At 39.8% G+C, this 14,705-nt stretch carries 15 protein-coding genes, 1 tRNA gene and 1 pseudogene; 7 read left to right on the top strand and 10 right to left on the bottom strand.

Going from position 1 to position 14,705, the window contains the following annotated elements:
* The first annotated feature begins 9 nt into the window (after positions 1 to 9).
* The 4 genes from ACM1ND_RS26065 (at position 10) to ACM1ND_RS26050 (ending at position 2,685) form a co-directional block, all read left to right on the top strand.
* A complete protein-coding gene (locus ACM1ND_RS26065) occupies positions 10 to 939 on the top strand; it encodes an ABC transporter ATP-binding protein (protein WP_103744484.1) in 930 nt (309 codons plus the stop codon).
* Complete coding sequence (locus tag ACM1ND_RS26060; protein ID WP_034095122.1) at positions 923 to 1,642, top strand: ABC transporter permease; 720 nt, start codon at positions 923 to 925, stop codon at positions 1,640 to 1,642. The genes ACM1ND_RS26065 and ACM1ND_RS26060 overlap by 17 nt, the downstream gene beginning before the upstream one ends.
* A 28-nt stretch (positions 1,643 to 1,670) precedes the next feature.
* Complete coding sequence (locus tag ACM1ND_RS26055) at positions 1,671 to 2,408, top strand: ABC transporter permease (RefSeq protein ID WP_023990943.1); 738 nt, start codon at positions 1,671 to 1,673, stop codon at positions 2,406 to 2,408.
* Positions 2,409 to 2,571: 163 nt separating this feature from the next.
* Complete coding sequence (locus ACM1ND_RS26050; RefSeq protein WP_010347020.1) at positions 2,572 to 2,685, top strand: putative holin-like toxin; 114 nt, start codon at positions 2,572 to 2,574, stop codon at positions 2,683 to 2,685.
* A gap of 169 nt (positions 2,686 to 2,854) precedes the next feature.
* Here the strand turns inward: ACM1ND_RS26050 and ACM1ND_RS26045 are convergent, their stop codons facing one another.
* The 5 genes and pseudogenes from ACM1ND_RS26045 to ACM1ND_RS26025 form a co-directional block, all read right to left on the bottom strand.
* Positions 2,855 to 6,448, bottom strand: coding sequence for a family 14 glycosylhydrolase (locus ACM1ND_RS26045; protein WP_103744531.1), 3,594 nt, complete (start codon positions 6,446 to 6,448; stop codon positions 2,855 to 2,857).
* Between the two features lie 319 nt (positions 6,449 to 6,767).
* Positions 6,768 to 6,926 (bottom strand): annotated as a pseudogene (locus ACM1ND_RS26040) (hypothetical protein); the annotation flags it as partial.
* 174 nt (positions 6,927 to 7,100) lie between these two features.
* On the bottom strand, positions 7,101 to 7,313 hold the full coding sequence (locus ACM1ND_RS26035) for a hypothetical protein (protein WP_025719390.1): 213 nt from the start codon (positions 7,311 to 7,313) through the stop codon (positions 7,101 to 7,103).
* 31 nt (positions 7,314 to 7,344) lie between these two features.
* Positions 7,345 to 7,578 (bottom strand): glutaredoxin family protein, encoded by a 234-nt coding sequence (locus tag ACM1ND_RS26030; RefSeq protein WP_025719392.1) that lies wholly within the window; start codon positions 7,576 to 7,578, stop codon positions 7,345 to 7,347.
* Between the two features lie 32 nt (positions 7,579 to 7,610).
* Positions 7,611 to 7,682, bottom strand: a tRNA-Cys gene (locus ACM1ND_RS26025).
* A 139-nt stretch (positions 7,683 to 7,821) separates the two neighbouring features.
* Here ACM1ND_RS26025 and ACM1ND_RS26020 point away from each other — a divergent pair.
* The 3 genes from ACM1ND_RS26020 to ACM1ND_RS26010 all read left to right on the top strand — a co-directional run bounded on the left by ACM1ND_RS26020 (position 7,822) and on the right by ACM1ND_RS26010 (position 9,731).
* Positions 7,822 to 8,049: a hypothetical protein gene (locus ACM1ND_RS26020; protein ID WP_025719393.1), complete on the top strand. Its 228-nt coding sequence runs from the start codon at positions 7,822 to 7,824 to the stop codon at positions 8,047 to 8,049.
* Between the two features lie 690 nt (positions 8,050 to 8,739).
* Positions 8,740 to 9,288, top strand: a complete 549-nt coding sequence (locus ACM1ND_RS26015) for a sigma-70 family RNA polymerase sigma factor (RefSeq protein ID WP_025719395.1) — start codon at positions 8,740 to 8,742, stop codon at positions 9,286 to 9,288.
* A gap of 197 nt (positions 9,289 to 9,485) precedes the next feature.
* Positions 9,486 to 9,731 carry a helix-turn-helix domain-containing protein gene (locus tag ACM1ND_RS26010; protein ID WP_049827576.1) on the top strand — a complete coding sequence of 82 codons (246 nt, stop codon included), beginning with the start codon at positions 9,486 to 9,488 and terminating at the stop codon, positions 9,729 to 9,731.
* 311 nt (positions 9,732 to 10,042) lie between these two features.
* Here the strand turns inward: ACM1ND_RS26010 and ACM1ND_RS26005 are convergent, their stop codons facing one another.
* From ACM1ND_RS26005 to ACM1ND_RS25985, 5 genes are all read right to left on the bottom strand, one after another.
* Positions 10,043 to 10,348 carry a hypothetical protein gene (locus tag ACM1ND_RS26005; RefSeq protein ID WP_025719399.1) on the bottom strand — a complete coding sequence of 102 codons (306 nt, stop codon included), beginning with the start codon at positions 10,346 to 10,348 and terminating at the stop codon, positions 10,043 to 10,045.
* Complete coding sequence (locus tag ACM1ND_RS26000; protein ID WP_418026876.1) at positions 10,330 to 11,400, bottom strand: anti sigma factor C-terminal domain-containing protein; 1,071 nt, start codon at positions 11,398 to 11,400, stop codon at positions 10,330 to 10,332. Before ACM1ND_RS26000 ends, ACM1ND_RS26005 begins: the two co-directional genes overlap by 19 nt.
* Positions 11,387 to 11,893: a sigma-70 family RNA polymerase sigma factor gene (locus tag ACM1ND_RS25995; protein WP_418026875.1), complete on the bottom strand. Its 507-nt coding sequence runs from the start codon at positions 11,891 to 11,893 to the stop codon at positions 11,387 to 11,389. The genes ACM1ND_RS26000 and ACM1ND_RS25995 overlap by 14 nt, the downstream gene beginning before the upstream one ends.
* Before the next feature lie 1,498 nt (positions 11,894 to 13,391).
* A complete protein-coding gene (locus ACM1ND_RS25990; protein ID WP_418026874.1) occupies positions 13,392 to 14,114 on the bottom strand; it encodes a hypothetical protein in 723 nt (240 codons plus the stop codon).
* A 70-nt stretch (positions 14,115 to 14,184) separates the two neighbouring features.
* A complete protein-coding gene (locus ACM1ND_RS25985; protein WP_155252347.1) occupies positions 14,185 to 14,355 on the bottom strand; it encodes a hypothetical protein in 171 nt (56 codons plus the stop codon).
* Between the last annotated feature and the right edge of the window lie 350 nt (positions 14,356 to 14,705).

Genomic DNA, 14,705 nt, shown 5'->3' with positions numbered 1-14,705 from the left:
GGTTTGAAAGTGGATTATATTATTGAAACGAAAAAGCTCCGCAAACAGTTTGGGGGGGCTGTAGCCGTAGACGACATATCCTTACATGTGGAGCGTGGCAGTATCTACGGTTTCCTCGGTGAAAATGGAGCTGGTAAGACAACCACTATCCGCATGCTAATGAGGCTAATTGAGCCTACAAGTGGGGAGGTTTTTTTATTTGGCGAGCGGCTGGAGAAAAACTATCCTTCTATTTTCTCGAAAATAGGTACAATTATCGAAACGCCTGGTTTATACGAAAATTTGAGCGCACGCGACAATCTAAGAATTTGCTGTATGTACATGGGGGTACAGGACAACGGAAGGATAGAACGTACCCTAACCACGGTAGGATTAGAGCATACCGGGAAAAAAAAGTTTAAGGATTTTTCCCTAGGAATGAAGCAAAGATTAGGGATTGCGAGGGCGCTTGTTCATGACCCTGAGTTGCTCATATTGGATGAGCCGACGAACGGACTGGACCCATCTGGAATTAAGGAAATTCGTCAGCTATTGAAGCGGTTGTGTGAGGAGAATGGGAAAACCATTCTTATTTCCAGTCATATCTTGAGCGAAATTCAGCAGTTAGCTACACACATCGGGATTATACATAATGGAAAGCTGTTAACAGAAGATCGTTTGAGTCAGTTGGAGGAAGAATTTGAACAATACACAGACATAAAAGTACACGATGCAAAAGCAGTACAAACGTTTCTGCAAGAGCACATGGGACAGCAGCTTCAATCTAATGTGATATCCCCACAAGAACTAAGAATTCATAGTCCGATCGAAAATACAGCCACGTTAAATAAACAGTTAATAGATCATCAGTTTTCAGTCTATGAGATACACACCTCAAAACAGACGCTAGAGGAGTACTTTCTGACTCTCATTTCAGGAGAGGATGGGCGACGTGATTAGAGCAGAACTTATCAAACTTAAAGGCTCTAAAGCCTTCTTGTTGAGTTATATTATATTGCTGGCTGTTGTGCTGTTGGAATTTGCGACGAGCGCTATTTTTTACAGATATTCAATTGATAAACGGGGTTGGACTTACTATTTCGAGGGCATAGTTCTCTTCGTCAATGTTGCAGCCGGATTTATCAGTTACTACATATTAACCGGTCATATTTTTGCAAGAGAGTATCAGGAAAACACGCATCTATTTATGTTTACCACGCCTGTCACCAGGGTTAAATTTTATTTTAGTAAATTGATCATTATTTATGGATTTATTATTGTATCCTTATTTCTCGTTCTGTTTTTGTCTGCCTTATTAGGCATGTCTATTACAGATCGACCTTTAACGATGGCTATCTGGGTATACCAAATCCAAGTGTTTGCTAAAATGTGTGTGATGCATGCGATGTTAATCCCAATCGCCTCTTTTTTTGCTATACGCTGGAAGAGCATCATGGTGGTTGTACTCGTAGTTTGTACTGCTATATTTTTGAATTTTATATATAAAAGTGAATGGTACCCTTGGATTGTACCCTATCTCTTATCTCCTAATGAAAGAAATGCGACTATACCTACCAATGTTTCAATAGCATGGCTCAGCTTATCCGTGATCTTTCTTCTTGGATTGTCTTTATCCATATGGACATATCAAAGAAAAGACTAAATGGAGAGTTTTTGAGAGGAGGGTTACTATGCTTGACCTGTTTAAAGCAGAGTGCTTGAAGCTGAAAGGAACTAAAATTCTTTGGTTGAGTGTAATGATTTTAGTATTAACCATTGTTTTAGAATTTTATAGTTACGCGGGTAGTTCCAAGTATTCCATAGATCGTGATGGTTGGAATGACTACTTTATGAGTGTTGTTATTCTTATTAATTTTCTGACCGGTTATATGAGCTACTATATTTTGACCTGCTATATCTATGCAAGAGAGTATCAGGAGAAGACCCATATTGCACTGTTTACAAACCCGATTCGCCGGACTCGTATTTACTTCAGCAAACTACTCGTTATTTATATGTACATCGCTGTTAGCCTACTGATGGCATTTGTGCTATCTACAGTATTGGGTACGTTTATTACAATCAGACCGCTAACCTTTGAAATCGTTATGTATCAGCTTGGGGTATTTGCTAAAATGATTCTTATGCACGCTATGCTCATCCCGATCATCACGTTCTTCGCTATTCGTTGGAAAAAATTTGTACCCGCCATTATTGGGATGTGTACGGTTATGTGCTTAAATTTTGTTTTGGTTAATACACCGGGGAATACCTTTTATCCATGGACAGTGCCGTTATTGTTTTCTCCCCATGGACAAATGGGCAGAACATTCACGTATGTTCCTGGAGGGGTCATCAGTATTTGCTTCATTTTTGTGCTGGGTCTTTTTTTGGCGTTGAGAAGTTATACTCATATAGAGAAAAAGTAGAATGTGCAAGCAGAAAAACAAGGATGGTAGTCCGCATAAGGTTGGTTGAATGAAGCTGTAAAATGTTGTCGCTAAAGGACGGATTTGCGTGCTATAATTCCAGTAACAACAGAATGGCTTAGGTGGGCGGTCGGCTAAGTCTCCCGGAAGGGAGGTGATGCCTGTGGAGGTTAAGGATGCTCTGACATTAATGATGATGTTCGGCACGCTATTAGTAGCGTTGATCGGATTAATCGTTACGATTGTTATTGCGTTGAACCAAAACAAAAAGAAATAGACCGCCCTGGACAAGGGAAAACGGTCTATTTCTAATAGAGCTAGCCCTGTTCAGCCGACCGCTCTTCAAAGCGGCTGTTGCCAAGAGTAGGGATGTTACCAGCATCCTTGCTCTTTTTTAGTATATCCTTCTATCATTTATTTTAGCACAATTGAATAATCGATGTAACTCATTTGGTGAAAACTTTAACTTCCTTTGGAGCGAGGGTCACGGTGATCGAACCGTTGTTGATCTGAATGGAGTCGTTGCTTAATTGGTTGGTCAGGCGAGTGCCGTTGGACAGATTGTCGAAGTTGCCAATCGTGCGGGTTTGACTGCTCCAGGAGTTGTTGATAAGTACGATGGCCTCGTCTCCATTTTTAGAGCGCTGGAAGCTGTAAAAGGAGTCGTCTACCCACTTTTCCTTTTGGCTCCCGTTTTGCAGGGCAGGGTGGCTGTTGCGCACACGGTTCAGCTTAGCGATGTACTGATACAGATCATGATTGGCGTTAAACACAACGTTTTCCCGGTTGGCAGGATCATCTCCGCCACTAAAGCCTTGCTCGGTGCCTTGATAGATGATAGGAATCCCGCGTGAGGTCAAAGTAAAGCCCAAGGCGGCCTTGAGCTGAGGCCATTTGTCATAGTTAGCACCCGGCTTGCCAGAGGCGTCATTCAGGAAACGTTTTACATCATGATTGTCGATAAATACGCCGTTGGTCTGGGCATCGCGATAGTGACGATCATCTGAGTAGCGTTCCTTGATTTTCCTCATAGATTGATCGTGTCCAAACACATCCTTGATTGTATAATACATCGGAAAATCCAGTGCGGCATCGAGATACCGGGTGTAATCACCCACATAAGCAGGATCGCCACTGTAAATTTCACCGAGAGTGAAGGTATTGGCGGCCTGGTCAAAATCCTTCAAAAACCCTTTGGGTACATGCTTCACAGTGTCCACCCGCAGTCCGTCGACCCCCGACTCGTTCAGCAGCCATTTGATCCAGTTTTTGAGTTCATTCGCTGTATCTGGGTTGTCCTGATTCAGGTCGTCCAATCCGGCAACGTCACCGTTTTCGATTTTCCACTGATTGTTTGAGTTGTAGTCTGCTCCTGTGATGTCGCCATTGTGATGATACCAGTCCGCTTTGTCAAAAGGAGCCTTGGCGATGCCGTTCCCAGGTTGAAAATCGCCAGTGTGATTGGGAACTACGTCCAGCATCACAGCGATATTTTTGTCGTGTGCCTTACCAACCAGCTCTTTGAACTTGTCCATGGTACCAAGATGCCCGTCTACCGCATAAAAATCATACGTATGATAGCCGTGGTAAGCGTATTCGCTCTTTTGCATCGTTACCGGAGTAATCCAGATGGCGGTAAACCCCATATTTTTAATGTAGTCGAGTTGGTTAATAATCCCTTGAAAATCGCCACCATGCCACTTGCGCTGATCGTTGTTGTTGGAATTGAAGCCACCGTAATTATCGTTGGTTGGATCTCCGTTGCTAAATCGGTCTGTCATGATAAAATAAATGCTCTGTTTGCTCCAGTCTGTGTTGAGGGGAGTGGGCTTGGAGAGGGTACCTAGATCTATAGGAGTGAAGGCGCCCGAAGGCGCCCCCGTTTGAATAGTTACTTCAACTCCGTTAGGGTTGGGTACGTACGTAGAAGTGCCTACGTTTAAGGATGCACCCGAAAGTTCCACTGTTTGGATAGGTCCTGCAACTTCGTTAAGGTTGGTTGTGTAGGTGGAAGTCCCTACGCTGAGGATGCTCCCCGAAGGTGCCCCCGTTCGGATAGTTCCTGCGGCTCCGTTAGAGCCGGGCGTGTAGGTAGAAGTTCCCGCGCTGAAAAGGTAGTTCTTCGTGTTATTGCTGTCCCAGCTGTTATTGCCGTCATTAAAAGCGGCTTCCAGTTGGGAGGCAGACCCGATATCGACGGTAATTTTAGCATAGCCGCTAATCTCGGCATCCTGCATTTTCACACCGGGTACGGCAGTCCAGTTTCCGCCAGCCGGGCGGTAGTGAATGTAAGGCGAGTTAAAGCCTTTTTTGTAGTATACCGTTACCTTATTAGTTGTACCGCCGCCATCCCCGGGAACCGTGCCCGATGGAGCGCCTGATGTGATCGTTCCCGCATTGCCGCTGTTACCGGGCGTGTAAGTAGAAGTGCCCGTGCTGAAGGAGTAGTTTTTGGTGTTGTTGCTGTCCCAGTTGTTATTACCGTCATTAAAAGCAGCTTCCAATTGGGAGGCAGACCCGATATCGACGGTAATTTTGGCATAGCCGCTAATCTCGGCATCCTGCATTTTCACACCAGGCGCAGCAGTCCAGCTTCCGCCAGCCGGACGGTAGTGAATGTAAGGTGAGTTGAAGCCTTTTTTGTAGTATACCGTTACCTTGTTGCCTGTACCGCCACCGTTATCGCCGGGCTTGGCCTTGTTTACGATATACTGTTTGAATCCACTCATCTCACCGGTTGGTGAGCCGTCGTTGTTGACGAGATTGTTGAGGCGTAAAAGTGTAAAGCCGTGATAACCGAACTTTGTGATTTTTTCTTCGATTTTTTGAAAGCCGCTACCGCCTGTTGGGAGTGCATTTTCACCATTTAGGCGAACACCCTTGGCATTAGCGATCGAGGAGACAGTATCTACTAATGTGGACGGCAAGGAATAATTTGGTGCTGTACCACTGTCGTTCATCTCCAGAGCAGTAAAGGTCAAATCCAGATCCGCATCTTTGAACTTCTCGATGAGACGGTTGTAATCATAATACCCACCTGCTTGCTCTGTGCTGTGAGGCATAGCAGGATTGTTCATCTGCCAGTGCAGACCGGAAATCTTGGCTCCGATACGGACACCGAACACGGAATCGAAGTTTTTGTGTGCAGCAGCTCCGATGACGCCCAGATGCTTCTCAAGCACGCTTTGGTACCACGACAGAAAATCCTTCCCATACGTGGAAGTATACCCGCCGTTCGTGTAAAATCCGTCCCCGTCGGTCGGTGGATTGATTTGGCCAAGGCTGCTCAGCTTGGTACCCCAGGCTGCATTAATCTTGTCCATTGATCCATACTTTTCATTCATGGCCGTGCGGAACGCATTTTTGGCTGTTTCAGTGTAGGCTTGGAATTTGCCCCGTGCAGGATAACTCCATCCCGCTGCCGGATAGTATGAAGGATATCGCAATTCTCCAGAGGGCCCACCGCTTAAATAAATTTTGGGAATGATGCTTTTGTAGCTAGCAAAGGTTTGAGCAAATGAGGCATACAGCTCGTCATATTGTTTACCAGTCCCGCTCCATAATGGAGAGAGGGCTTCGTTATTGGCAAAACCGCTTTCGTCCTTGAACTGCATTTCATCTGCACTGCCCTTGCTAGACAGCCAGCTTGGTAGCGGGATGTTGCAATCATCCCCCACATTTCCCCCACACTTATGCGTAGAGATAATAGGAACCCACTTCAATCCCACTTCTTTTACGGCATCTGCATAGGTCTTGTAGTAGCTCCAATCGAACTGGTTATCTCCTGCGCTCTCCACATGGCCCCACCAGACGTCGGTGGTAATGGCATACACACCGTTACTTTTCAGCGTTTGCAGTTGCTTTTTGAATGCACCCCAGTCACTGATTTTCGCCAGCGGCCCCATGACAGAAGCCTGAAAATCATCAGCAACCGCTGCGCTTGCCGTATTGGAGGGTGAGCCAATAAAGGCGGTCAGAGATAGCACAATGCTTAATAGCATCAGGCACCCTTTTTTCCATAGACTTCGATACAAGGTCAAACCGATCATCCTCCCCAAAGCATAGTCTAATTCGACAACATTTTGTAAACGTCTACAAAAATAGTATAAAGCAAGCGGTTGCATAAAAAGAAGAATTTATTGCACACTCAGGGTGGACAAATATGACATTTTACGTAAGCAACCGTGTGCTTAAAAGTATTCAGACAAAAAAATAAGGCATAGGTCTGAGTAAGACGCATGCCTTTTAGTGATGTGCGAGCCAATGCCAGTATAGGAGAAAGTGAACCTAAGCGTATAAAAGCCTTGTTCCAGTCTGTATGAAAGTATTGCCGAGGCAGCTTGTTTAATAGTTGCTTACTTAATAAATAGGACGATCCTTCTGGTCGGAAATGCCGCTTTTACGGTAGAAATACGTATTGATCCGATCCCGCCATTCTTTGGCATGCTCTGCCTGATGCTCCAGCCGCTCCAGCACCTGTTCATACATGGCAGCATTCAGTTGCTCATACAAACTGATCTAGATGTCTTTGAGACGAGTGAAGTTTCCACGTTTTACACGAATCTGTCCGAAGGAGTGTATTCACTAACGAGTAATATATATTATGTGAAATTGAATATAATTGACAGACATTTCTCTCAGAAATAGCTTACTTGGAAGGTGTCAGCATGATTTTCCATTAGGATGCTGATATCACATAAGTGAATTTTTTTTTGAATCAAATTCATTTTTAGAGTTTCTTAACAGGCTAATCTTTTTAATTGTAGTATTAAGCTGATTCATTGAGTTGTCTAACTTATCTAATTTTTCTCCTAGAGTCTTCAAAATGTACCAAAGAAGAATAAAACATAGTGAAACGGGAAATCCAACATTTGTAATCAGTGAAATCATTGCCTCTACACTCATAGATATCTTCCCTTCAGAAGAGATTTTGAAATTATAGAAGCGTCTCCCTAAGCTTGTTTGGATTGAATCCGCAGATAACTGTTTCTTTACCAGATCTCTTTATGATTGTGTAGGGTACGCCTTTAATTTCACGAAGTAACTTGAGATCATTTATATTGGTAATATCAATGTCAGTAAAATTGATCTTGTTTTCCCCCATCCACTCCTTGATTTTTTGGCAAAATATACAATTTGGCTTTGTGTAGATAAGTACCTCATTTAACATTTACCTTTCTCTCCCATCGAATTAAATTAGCAAGGGGGTACCCGGATTTGAACCGGGGATGAAGGTTTTGCAGACCTTTGCCTTAGCCTCTTGGCTATACCCCCCAAACTTAATTGGTGTTTGATAAGTAAAGTGATAGTAGTTTTAAAAAGTACAACCCCAAATAGTTTCTATTTTTTTAGGTTGTTCTATCAGTCCGGTGCCCCACTTTATTAAACATAAAATATTTTGGAGGCGATCCTGTTGGAAGAATTGCACGCTTGGAGATCAAGACATCATAATTTTAAAATTGAACTATTAAAGCTGAGCAAAAAAATAGAGGAAACTGAAAATACTAGTGATATTTTGTTTTACCAGGAGATATGTGAGAAATATGCTTATCATCTTAAAAAAATTGAATCCGCTTGCTACGATAAAGTAGGTGTCACAATTTGTGGTTGTAACTTTAATCCTGAACATTGTACGGATTAGTGCTCCTTTTCTTTGTCAAGTAAATAAACCGTGAATTACATTTATATGAGTTGAACTCTTAAAATTTAGATTAAACGGATGGGCACAATAGTGTTATAGAAGCGAGAAGGCCGCTTTTAAAGTATTACCTGCGAGCCTTCTGCCCTGATTATAGGATTTAATTAAGCGATATTAGGAAGGAGGAAAAGGGGCATATCTAACTGAGTAGTAGTACTTATAAGTTCAGCTTAAATCATATAGCGAAACTCCGCTTCCTCTTCGGAAGCGGCTTTTTTCATTTCTCAAAGAGCTAACGCCCATAAACATTTTATTCAAAACCTGAACCAAATGTTTTGTTTTTTAGTTAACCACAAGTGATAAATATTCAAAGCTTTTAAATTTCTATTTTTTGTATATTATTATTATGGATTTTTATATATACCAATTAAATACTAAATTGTAATATTAACAACCGTGTAGAATAACTAAACCTTTTTACGTCATTTTATTGATTGGGGGTGTGCGAAAAGTTTTTTTTCAGACCACTTTCAGTCTGTCTTCTTCACTCTCTCAAATATTCTCAATACTAAAGCCTTTCACAAGGTTTTTTAACAATTTTTTTAAAAAAACATCTTTTTAGACATTTATGGTTGTGGTTTCGCCAAGTTGTATCACTTTGATTAAACATACTGTTTATTTAGGAGGGAAATTATGAACTCTTATATACTAAATTTTACTGAAATTGTTAGCATTCTTTCAAGAAAAAAAATTATAAATGAGTTTTTGAATGACCCAGAGCACTATGCTTTATTCAAGGAAAGTATTATGTTGCCATCTGATGCTAATAATAAGGAACTAGATGAAAAATTCAAACAATTCTTTTTAGAACTTCGTTTTACAACCTATATATCATCCTTGATACATTATGCTTCGATAGATTTTGACAAGAAACAAAGAAGAATCCGAAAAAGAAACGTGTTAATACCGGAAGAGGATTCACACAATCTTTTTAAGGATATATGTACACAATATGAATTCTTGAAGGATAAGCGAACAGCTAAGATAGAAGATGTGGTAACGAGTTCAAAGCTACATAAAGCGATAAGTTTATTAACGGAAAAAGAAAAAAGTATTTTGAGCGCTTCATATGTTATGAATTGTTCGGACACTGAAATTGCTAAAAATAATAACGTATCACAGCAGGCCGTTTCAAAAACAAGAACTAGAGCATTAAAAAAACTCAGAGATTTTTTGGCGTAAAATGGATTAATATATAGTGCTGCAATCAAAAAGTTCCCTAAATATATTCGCGAAATAGGGGGAAATCGCTCAAAGTAGAACATTGCAATCTTATAAAAGAACAGTATCAGTCCAATCTATATGATCAATGGCATCAATCCTCAATACTCTCGGGAAAAATAGAGCGAGCAATTCGTTATATGAAGGGGAGAGAAGCAGTGAACTCTTTTATCGATCTAATTAAGAAAGCACAACAAAGAGACGCACGAGCAATAGCAACTATTATTGATAAATTCAATCCCAAAATTCAAAAATCTCTTACACAGACAAAACCTCAAGATCGTAATGACTTAAGACAAGAAGTAAGCTTAAAATTAATCGAGGCAATCTATAGATATGATTTGAAATCAGTGCCTGGTTTTTGGGAATTTGTAAACAAAAAAAATGAAGAGACAGATAATTAAGTCTGGTGCTGTAAGCCGGGACTGTCTTGTGAGAGTGGGATATCAAAACATATTGCAATTAAGCGACCAGTCGCCTGAAATCTATCGGCGACTGGTTATTTAGTTTTGTTTGAATGCGAGTTAAGTTAGTAAATAGCGTGATGTATATATCAATTCATTCGCATTATGGTTTAATAATAAACCAAATATGTTGAATAAATGGTAGATAAAACCAAAATTATTTTTTAATTCATGTTAAATATAACCTAATTATTCTGGAAAGAGGCGACTTAAAACCATCTATAAAATGTGAATCATTTACCGCCGTTTTATCATGGTTTGGGATTAATTGACCAAGCGAGTATTATTATCACGAAAGAGAAGAGGAGCACAAAAATATTCAGTCCAATCCCCCACCATGCATACATTTTGGATCGCCTTGTAAATAGTGCTACAATTCCCGAAAAAATTCCTAGTACTGGTATGCTATATAGTGCTTGAGGAAGAAAAAAAGAAGAGAGAAATAAATAGTTAATATTCAATTCAACTAATGAAAAAATACCGCACAAGAAAGATATCATTCCTGTTATGGGGTGTAAAAGGGTTCCCTTTTTATTTTTTATGAATGCCAATTCCATAACTCTACCTCCCCAACTTTTATTGTGCGCACCATTTTATTACTTTTAAGTTTTTTTAGTTCTTCAGATGGCCCTGTAACGACGATTCCATAAGTGAGTATTCCATTTTTCTTTATATAATCCAAACGTTTAGAGAAAGATGTATTCTGGTAGTTTGGAAAAGTTGATATTAGCTTTTGTCGCTGAGCCAACTGTTCGACAATTTTAAGAAATATAGGTTGAATTCCTTGTTCAGCAACCTTAGCTCCGAAAAATGGAGAAAATAAATTGGTATCAGAATGCGTAGGGTACCCCAAAGGAATTATTTGTTCACTATTTTGTGAGTTTTCCACTCCTGAGTTTACTGCAAGCCACAGAGTATCAATACTTTTGGGGAGCTTGTGTTCCACTTCTTGGGGAGAGTACAAATCATCGAAAGAAATGTACAATTCGGCGACAGACCCAGAAGGCAAACCGTTTAAAACCTCCCACTCCTTATTTTTATCAAAATTCAGGTTGTTACTCGGGAAAATGAAATGATTCTTATTTGACTCAGATACAGGTATACTTGTTTTAGATTGCCGTTCCACAGCAGAAAATTGTTTCATTGTGTAATGCACATTGATTGCCTCAGAATTAAGACTTTGCTTCCCAACACGTTTTAAAGTGTTAAAATTCGCATCCATAGAAAAAAAACCAATTCTAGTATCAAACCCTTCTTCTAGCATTGTGTTAGGTTCAGTTACGTAGATTAAATTTTTAGTGGTGTCTAGTAAGTCGTTAGCTCGGTTCCCTGTTCCGTAATATAAATAGGAACAAAGTGTTAGAACAGGTACAATTAAAAGTAAAATGGTTAGAACAATGAGGATTGTACTTATCTTTGCTTGGTATTTTGCTAATTTTATAATGCCCTTTGAACCTTTTTCTTCAAAGTGTAAAGTGGTCCCTAGATCTAAATTAGCTTTTTTAAACAACTTATTGTATTCATCATTAGTCCCCTCTTGATCTTCTTTAGGTGTTAAATTACTATTAATACTTTTTTTATCGAGAAATTGTTCGTTATCCTTCTTCATGTAGTATGCCCCTCTTTTCAAGAATCGTTTTTAACTTTTTCCTCCCACGATAAATATGACTTTTTAAAGTATTAAGATTTAACCCCAACACCTCAGCTGCTTCGTGCATTTTGAGTTGATGTAAATCACATAAAAGGATGGCTTGGGATTCTTTTTCGGGTAGAGTATGAATTGATTGTATTAACTGCCTTAATTGATCACGCTCTATGAACTGATTTTCCGGAGTATTGTTATCCAATAATTCTAGTCCCTGGATTTCTTCAATAAGCGCATTTTTTTTGTTTTTTCGTCGTGTGAAATCAATAAATGCATGGTATCCAACTTTAAATAACCAAGCCTTAATATTTCCAATTTCATTATCCTCAAGATGTAAAAAGGCTCTAAAGAAAGTTTCTTGGACTAGTTCCTCTGCAACGAAATGATTACAGGAGAGGGAAAGCAGATATTTATACAAGTCGTTAAAGTAGCTGGAGTAAAGAGTTTCTAGGTTCATTCTTTCCTCCTTTCACTACAACCACGAATGAAGACAGGAAAAAGTTGCAGTAAATAATAATTTACTGATGAATTTTAAATTTATTTACATACCGATTGTTGTGACGGTCCCAAAGAAATAAATATTAAGCTTATGGTCTGGTCATGTGAAATAAAGTTACCAAAATACATTTGTGTAGATGAATCTCGATTTATTCCTCCTTCATCATAGCACAATCGAAATAGCTCAATTTGAATTCCTTAAACGGTAAGAGTGAAGAAAGATCCAATGATTAAATGATGGATTGCCAAGCCTAGTGCAACAACTCCTCTGTAAATCGTTCGTGATTGATTTTCCAGTCCAGATATTGTTGGGGAGGTTGTAGATGAGGACGAACATGCTCCAGTATTTCATCTGTAATTTGAGTAAGATCACTGCCTTTAGGGAAAACTTCTTGAAACAAATCGTTTGCGTTCTCGTAGATACTTGTTGCCATGAAGTAAGAGTCTGAAATAGACCTGAGGTGGTGGATCGCTTCGAGGCTCGCGTAACAAGCAAAACCCTTTTCCCCGAGGGGGGGGAAGTAGCCGTAACGCTTTGAAACATTCCGGAAGAGTACTAGAAAGCGACTACGCCAAAGGTAATCTCCATGAACAAGGTCTATGAGATCCGGCACTTTTATCGCGGTTTACAGACGCATCTTCAGTTTGATGAAGGTAGCTAAGCAGTTTTTACTTTTCCCACGACTGGGTATTACCGTATCCAGTTCCCAGTACCAAAGGTTCCTCAAGAGCATACTTCTTTGACGCGCTCCTGAATTGACTTCCTATCCCAAACTTCCCACGTTTCTCTGTCGGTTGTTTCCGTTTGCCTCTGTGCCCTAGCATCTAAGGAGACACTCGTCAACACACCAGCATACAGCTTGCGCTAGAGCGTCAGGCCATGGGCCATTTATTCCAGTAGGTGTCGCACTCTATAATTACAATCCGTCATATAATAATTTTTAATTTAGAGTATTCGGTGATGAAGGTAATTTTTATTAGAGGCTAAATTCCACTGTGGCCAAGTGCACTGCTGTCCATTTATCATAAGTAATGAAAAGTGCGAAGTAGCGAAATTTGACTAGAATTTAGACACGGGGAATGGAGACACAATCAAACTTGGTTGGGGGGTGTCCATGAGTTAGTTTTTAAGTCCTCCGACTGATAATTATTCAAGGTGAAGGAAAAGGGATTGCCCAAGTAGCGAGAGGACTGGGAGTCTCGCAACAAGCTGTAAGGAAATCTTTTAAAAAAATTACAAAGATCAGCAGAGGCCCTGAATAAATAGTAGGGAAAGGTACCTGCTCTTATTCTGCTTCTGCTTCTTCTAAAAAAGAAAGTACCCTTTCTATAAGGAAATATCCCCTTCAAGTTTACTCTTTCCTCATGTGACATAAGGTTTTTTTGAGTGTCTACTTGAAAGGGATAGTACTATTTTAGGAAGTGAAGATATTTATACAATTTTTAAGTATTATCTATTAGCATCCTTCGAAATAAATGATAATGGCATTAGCTATAATATAATATTGAGTTCTATATCTGCGAGCGCAGTTCTCGAGAATCCCATCGCATTCGCAGTTACCTTCACCGAAATTTGCCCAGCAACGATCATGTGCTACGCAACATTCATCTAATTCGTTAATGGGGGCGCCCCCACCTCTAGCCATATTGTATCCACAGTTTTTGCCACAATGCTGATAACCACCAGGAGCACAAAACTCCGTAGGATCCCAAGCAGTAGTAATTTTACTGTTAGTTTCTCCGGGGGTGTATGTCTCGTCATGAAAAGGTGGAGTTTCCACATCTACGTCTAGATCAACTCCATCATAAGGTGAATTAGTGACGTGAGTTCTCCCTTTTTTCACATCTAACTGTTTCAATTCGTTTCCCTCTAAAATATCTACACCAAGGGAGTAAGTAACTTCTGTACTGTCAACTTCATTATAACCAAAAGCATGAAATACTAATTTCTTATCTTCACTAATGAAATAAATCATTTTCCCTACATTTAATTTTTTGTTTGTTGTATATAAGTCACTCACAAAAGTAGCTTTGATTTTTAGGTTTTCAAGAGAAAATTTCGAATACTCTGTATCAATTAATTTTGAAATTTTCTTATAATCAGGGCTTTTTGTAAGCTCTGATAAAAAATCGGTTGTTTCGATTATTGTCATAGGTCGACCATTAATTATATTCATCATAACTGTATACACTCCTCTAAATTTGAAATATAAAAGCGGATAACGCACAAATCTTATCAAAAGCTAATCATTAAGGTGAACAGCCACATGAATAAAAGACCTGCTTGTTGTTAAACACGCGAAATGTTGCTGGGCAGTCAGGCCCGGAACCACAGCATTTAGGCAGTTGGTAACAGCCGATTTCTGCTTGAATCTGCACTTGCTTGGAAGCATTTGTCTGAGTAGTTTGCTTTTCATTCATAATTTAATTTCTCCTTTCTATTTAATTTGTTACAACTATAAAAGTGAGTTATGTACTAGATATAACAACCCAATATTTATTAATTTAAGACGAATGGAGTTCGTTTTTTTTGAAATGGATAATTCCCAATCACTTTAGTGATGGGAAGTTGATAGAGTATTCAAAGCTCAGACCGTCCCAATGATTCAAGAAGAAGGGAAAGCTGTTGCCTAAGTGACACGTGAACTGGGATTTCCGCGAACACGTTGTATTGTTGGGTTGCCGAATACTGGAACTAATCTTTGCATGCATCAATACCGCTTCCAGTGCCCGGTTGCAAAGGGGTAGTAGCAAATCTACCATTATCTCAT

Source organism: Paenibacillus sp. JJ1722, assembly GCF_048282685.1.
In the GTDB taxonomy this organism is placed as follows: Bacteria; Bacillota; Bacilli; order Paenibacillales; family Paenibacillaceae; genus Paenibacillus; species Paenibacillus polymyxa_B.
The sequence above is the reverse complement of the archived record's forward strand: the minus strand, read 5'-3'. Positions and strand labels throughout refer to the sequence as shown.

Coding starts and splice junctions, on each gene's coding strand:
- ACM1ND_RS26060 (WP_034095122.1), top strand. CDS start 923: ATGGGCGACGTGATTAGAGCAGAACTTATCAAACTTAAAGGCTCTAAA.
- ACM1ND_RS26055 (WP_023990943.1), top strand. CDS start 1,671: ATGCTTGACCTGTTTAAAGCAGAGTGCTTGAAGCTGAAAGGAACTAAA.
- ACM1ND_RS26035 (WP_025719390.1), bottom strand. CDS start 7,313: ATGAGTGTAGAGGCAATGATTTCACTGATTACAAATGTTGGATTTCCC.
- ACM1ND_RS26030 (WP_025719392.1), bottom strand. CDS start 7,578: ATGTTAAATGAGGTACTTATCTACACAAAGCCAAATTGTATATTTTGC.
- ACM1ND_RS26015 (WP_025719395.1), top strand. CDS start 8,740: ATGAACTCTTATATACTAAATTTTACTGAAATTGTTAGCATTCTTTCA.
- ACM1ND_RS26005 (WP_025719399.1), bottom strand. CDS start 10,348: ATGGAATTGGCATTCATAAAAAATAAAAAGGGAACCCTTTTACACCCC.
- ACM1ND_RS26000 (WP_418026876.1), bottom strand. CDS start 11,400: ATGAAGAAGGATAACGAACAATTTCTCGATAAAAAAAGTATTAATAGT.
- ACM1ND_RS25995 (WP_418026875.1), bottom strand. CDS start 11,893: ATGAACCTAGAAACTCTTTACTCCAGCTACTTTAACGACTTGTATAAA.
- ACM1ND_RS25990 (WP_418026874.1), bottom strand. CDS start 14,114: ATGATGAATATAATTAATGGTCGACCTATGACAATAATCGAAACAACC.
- ACM1ND_RS25985 (WP_155252347.1), bottom strand. CDS start 14,355: ATGAATGAAAAGCAAACTACTCAGACAAATGCTTCCAAGCAAGTGCAG.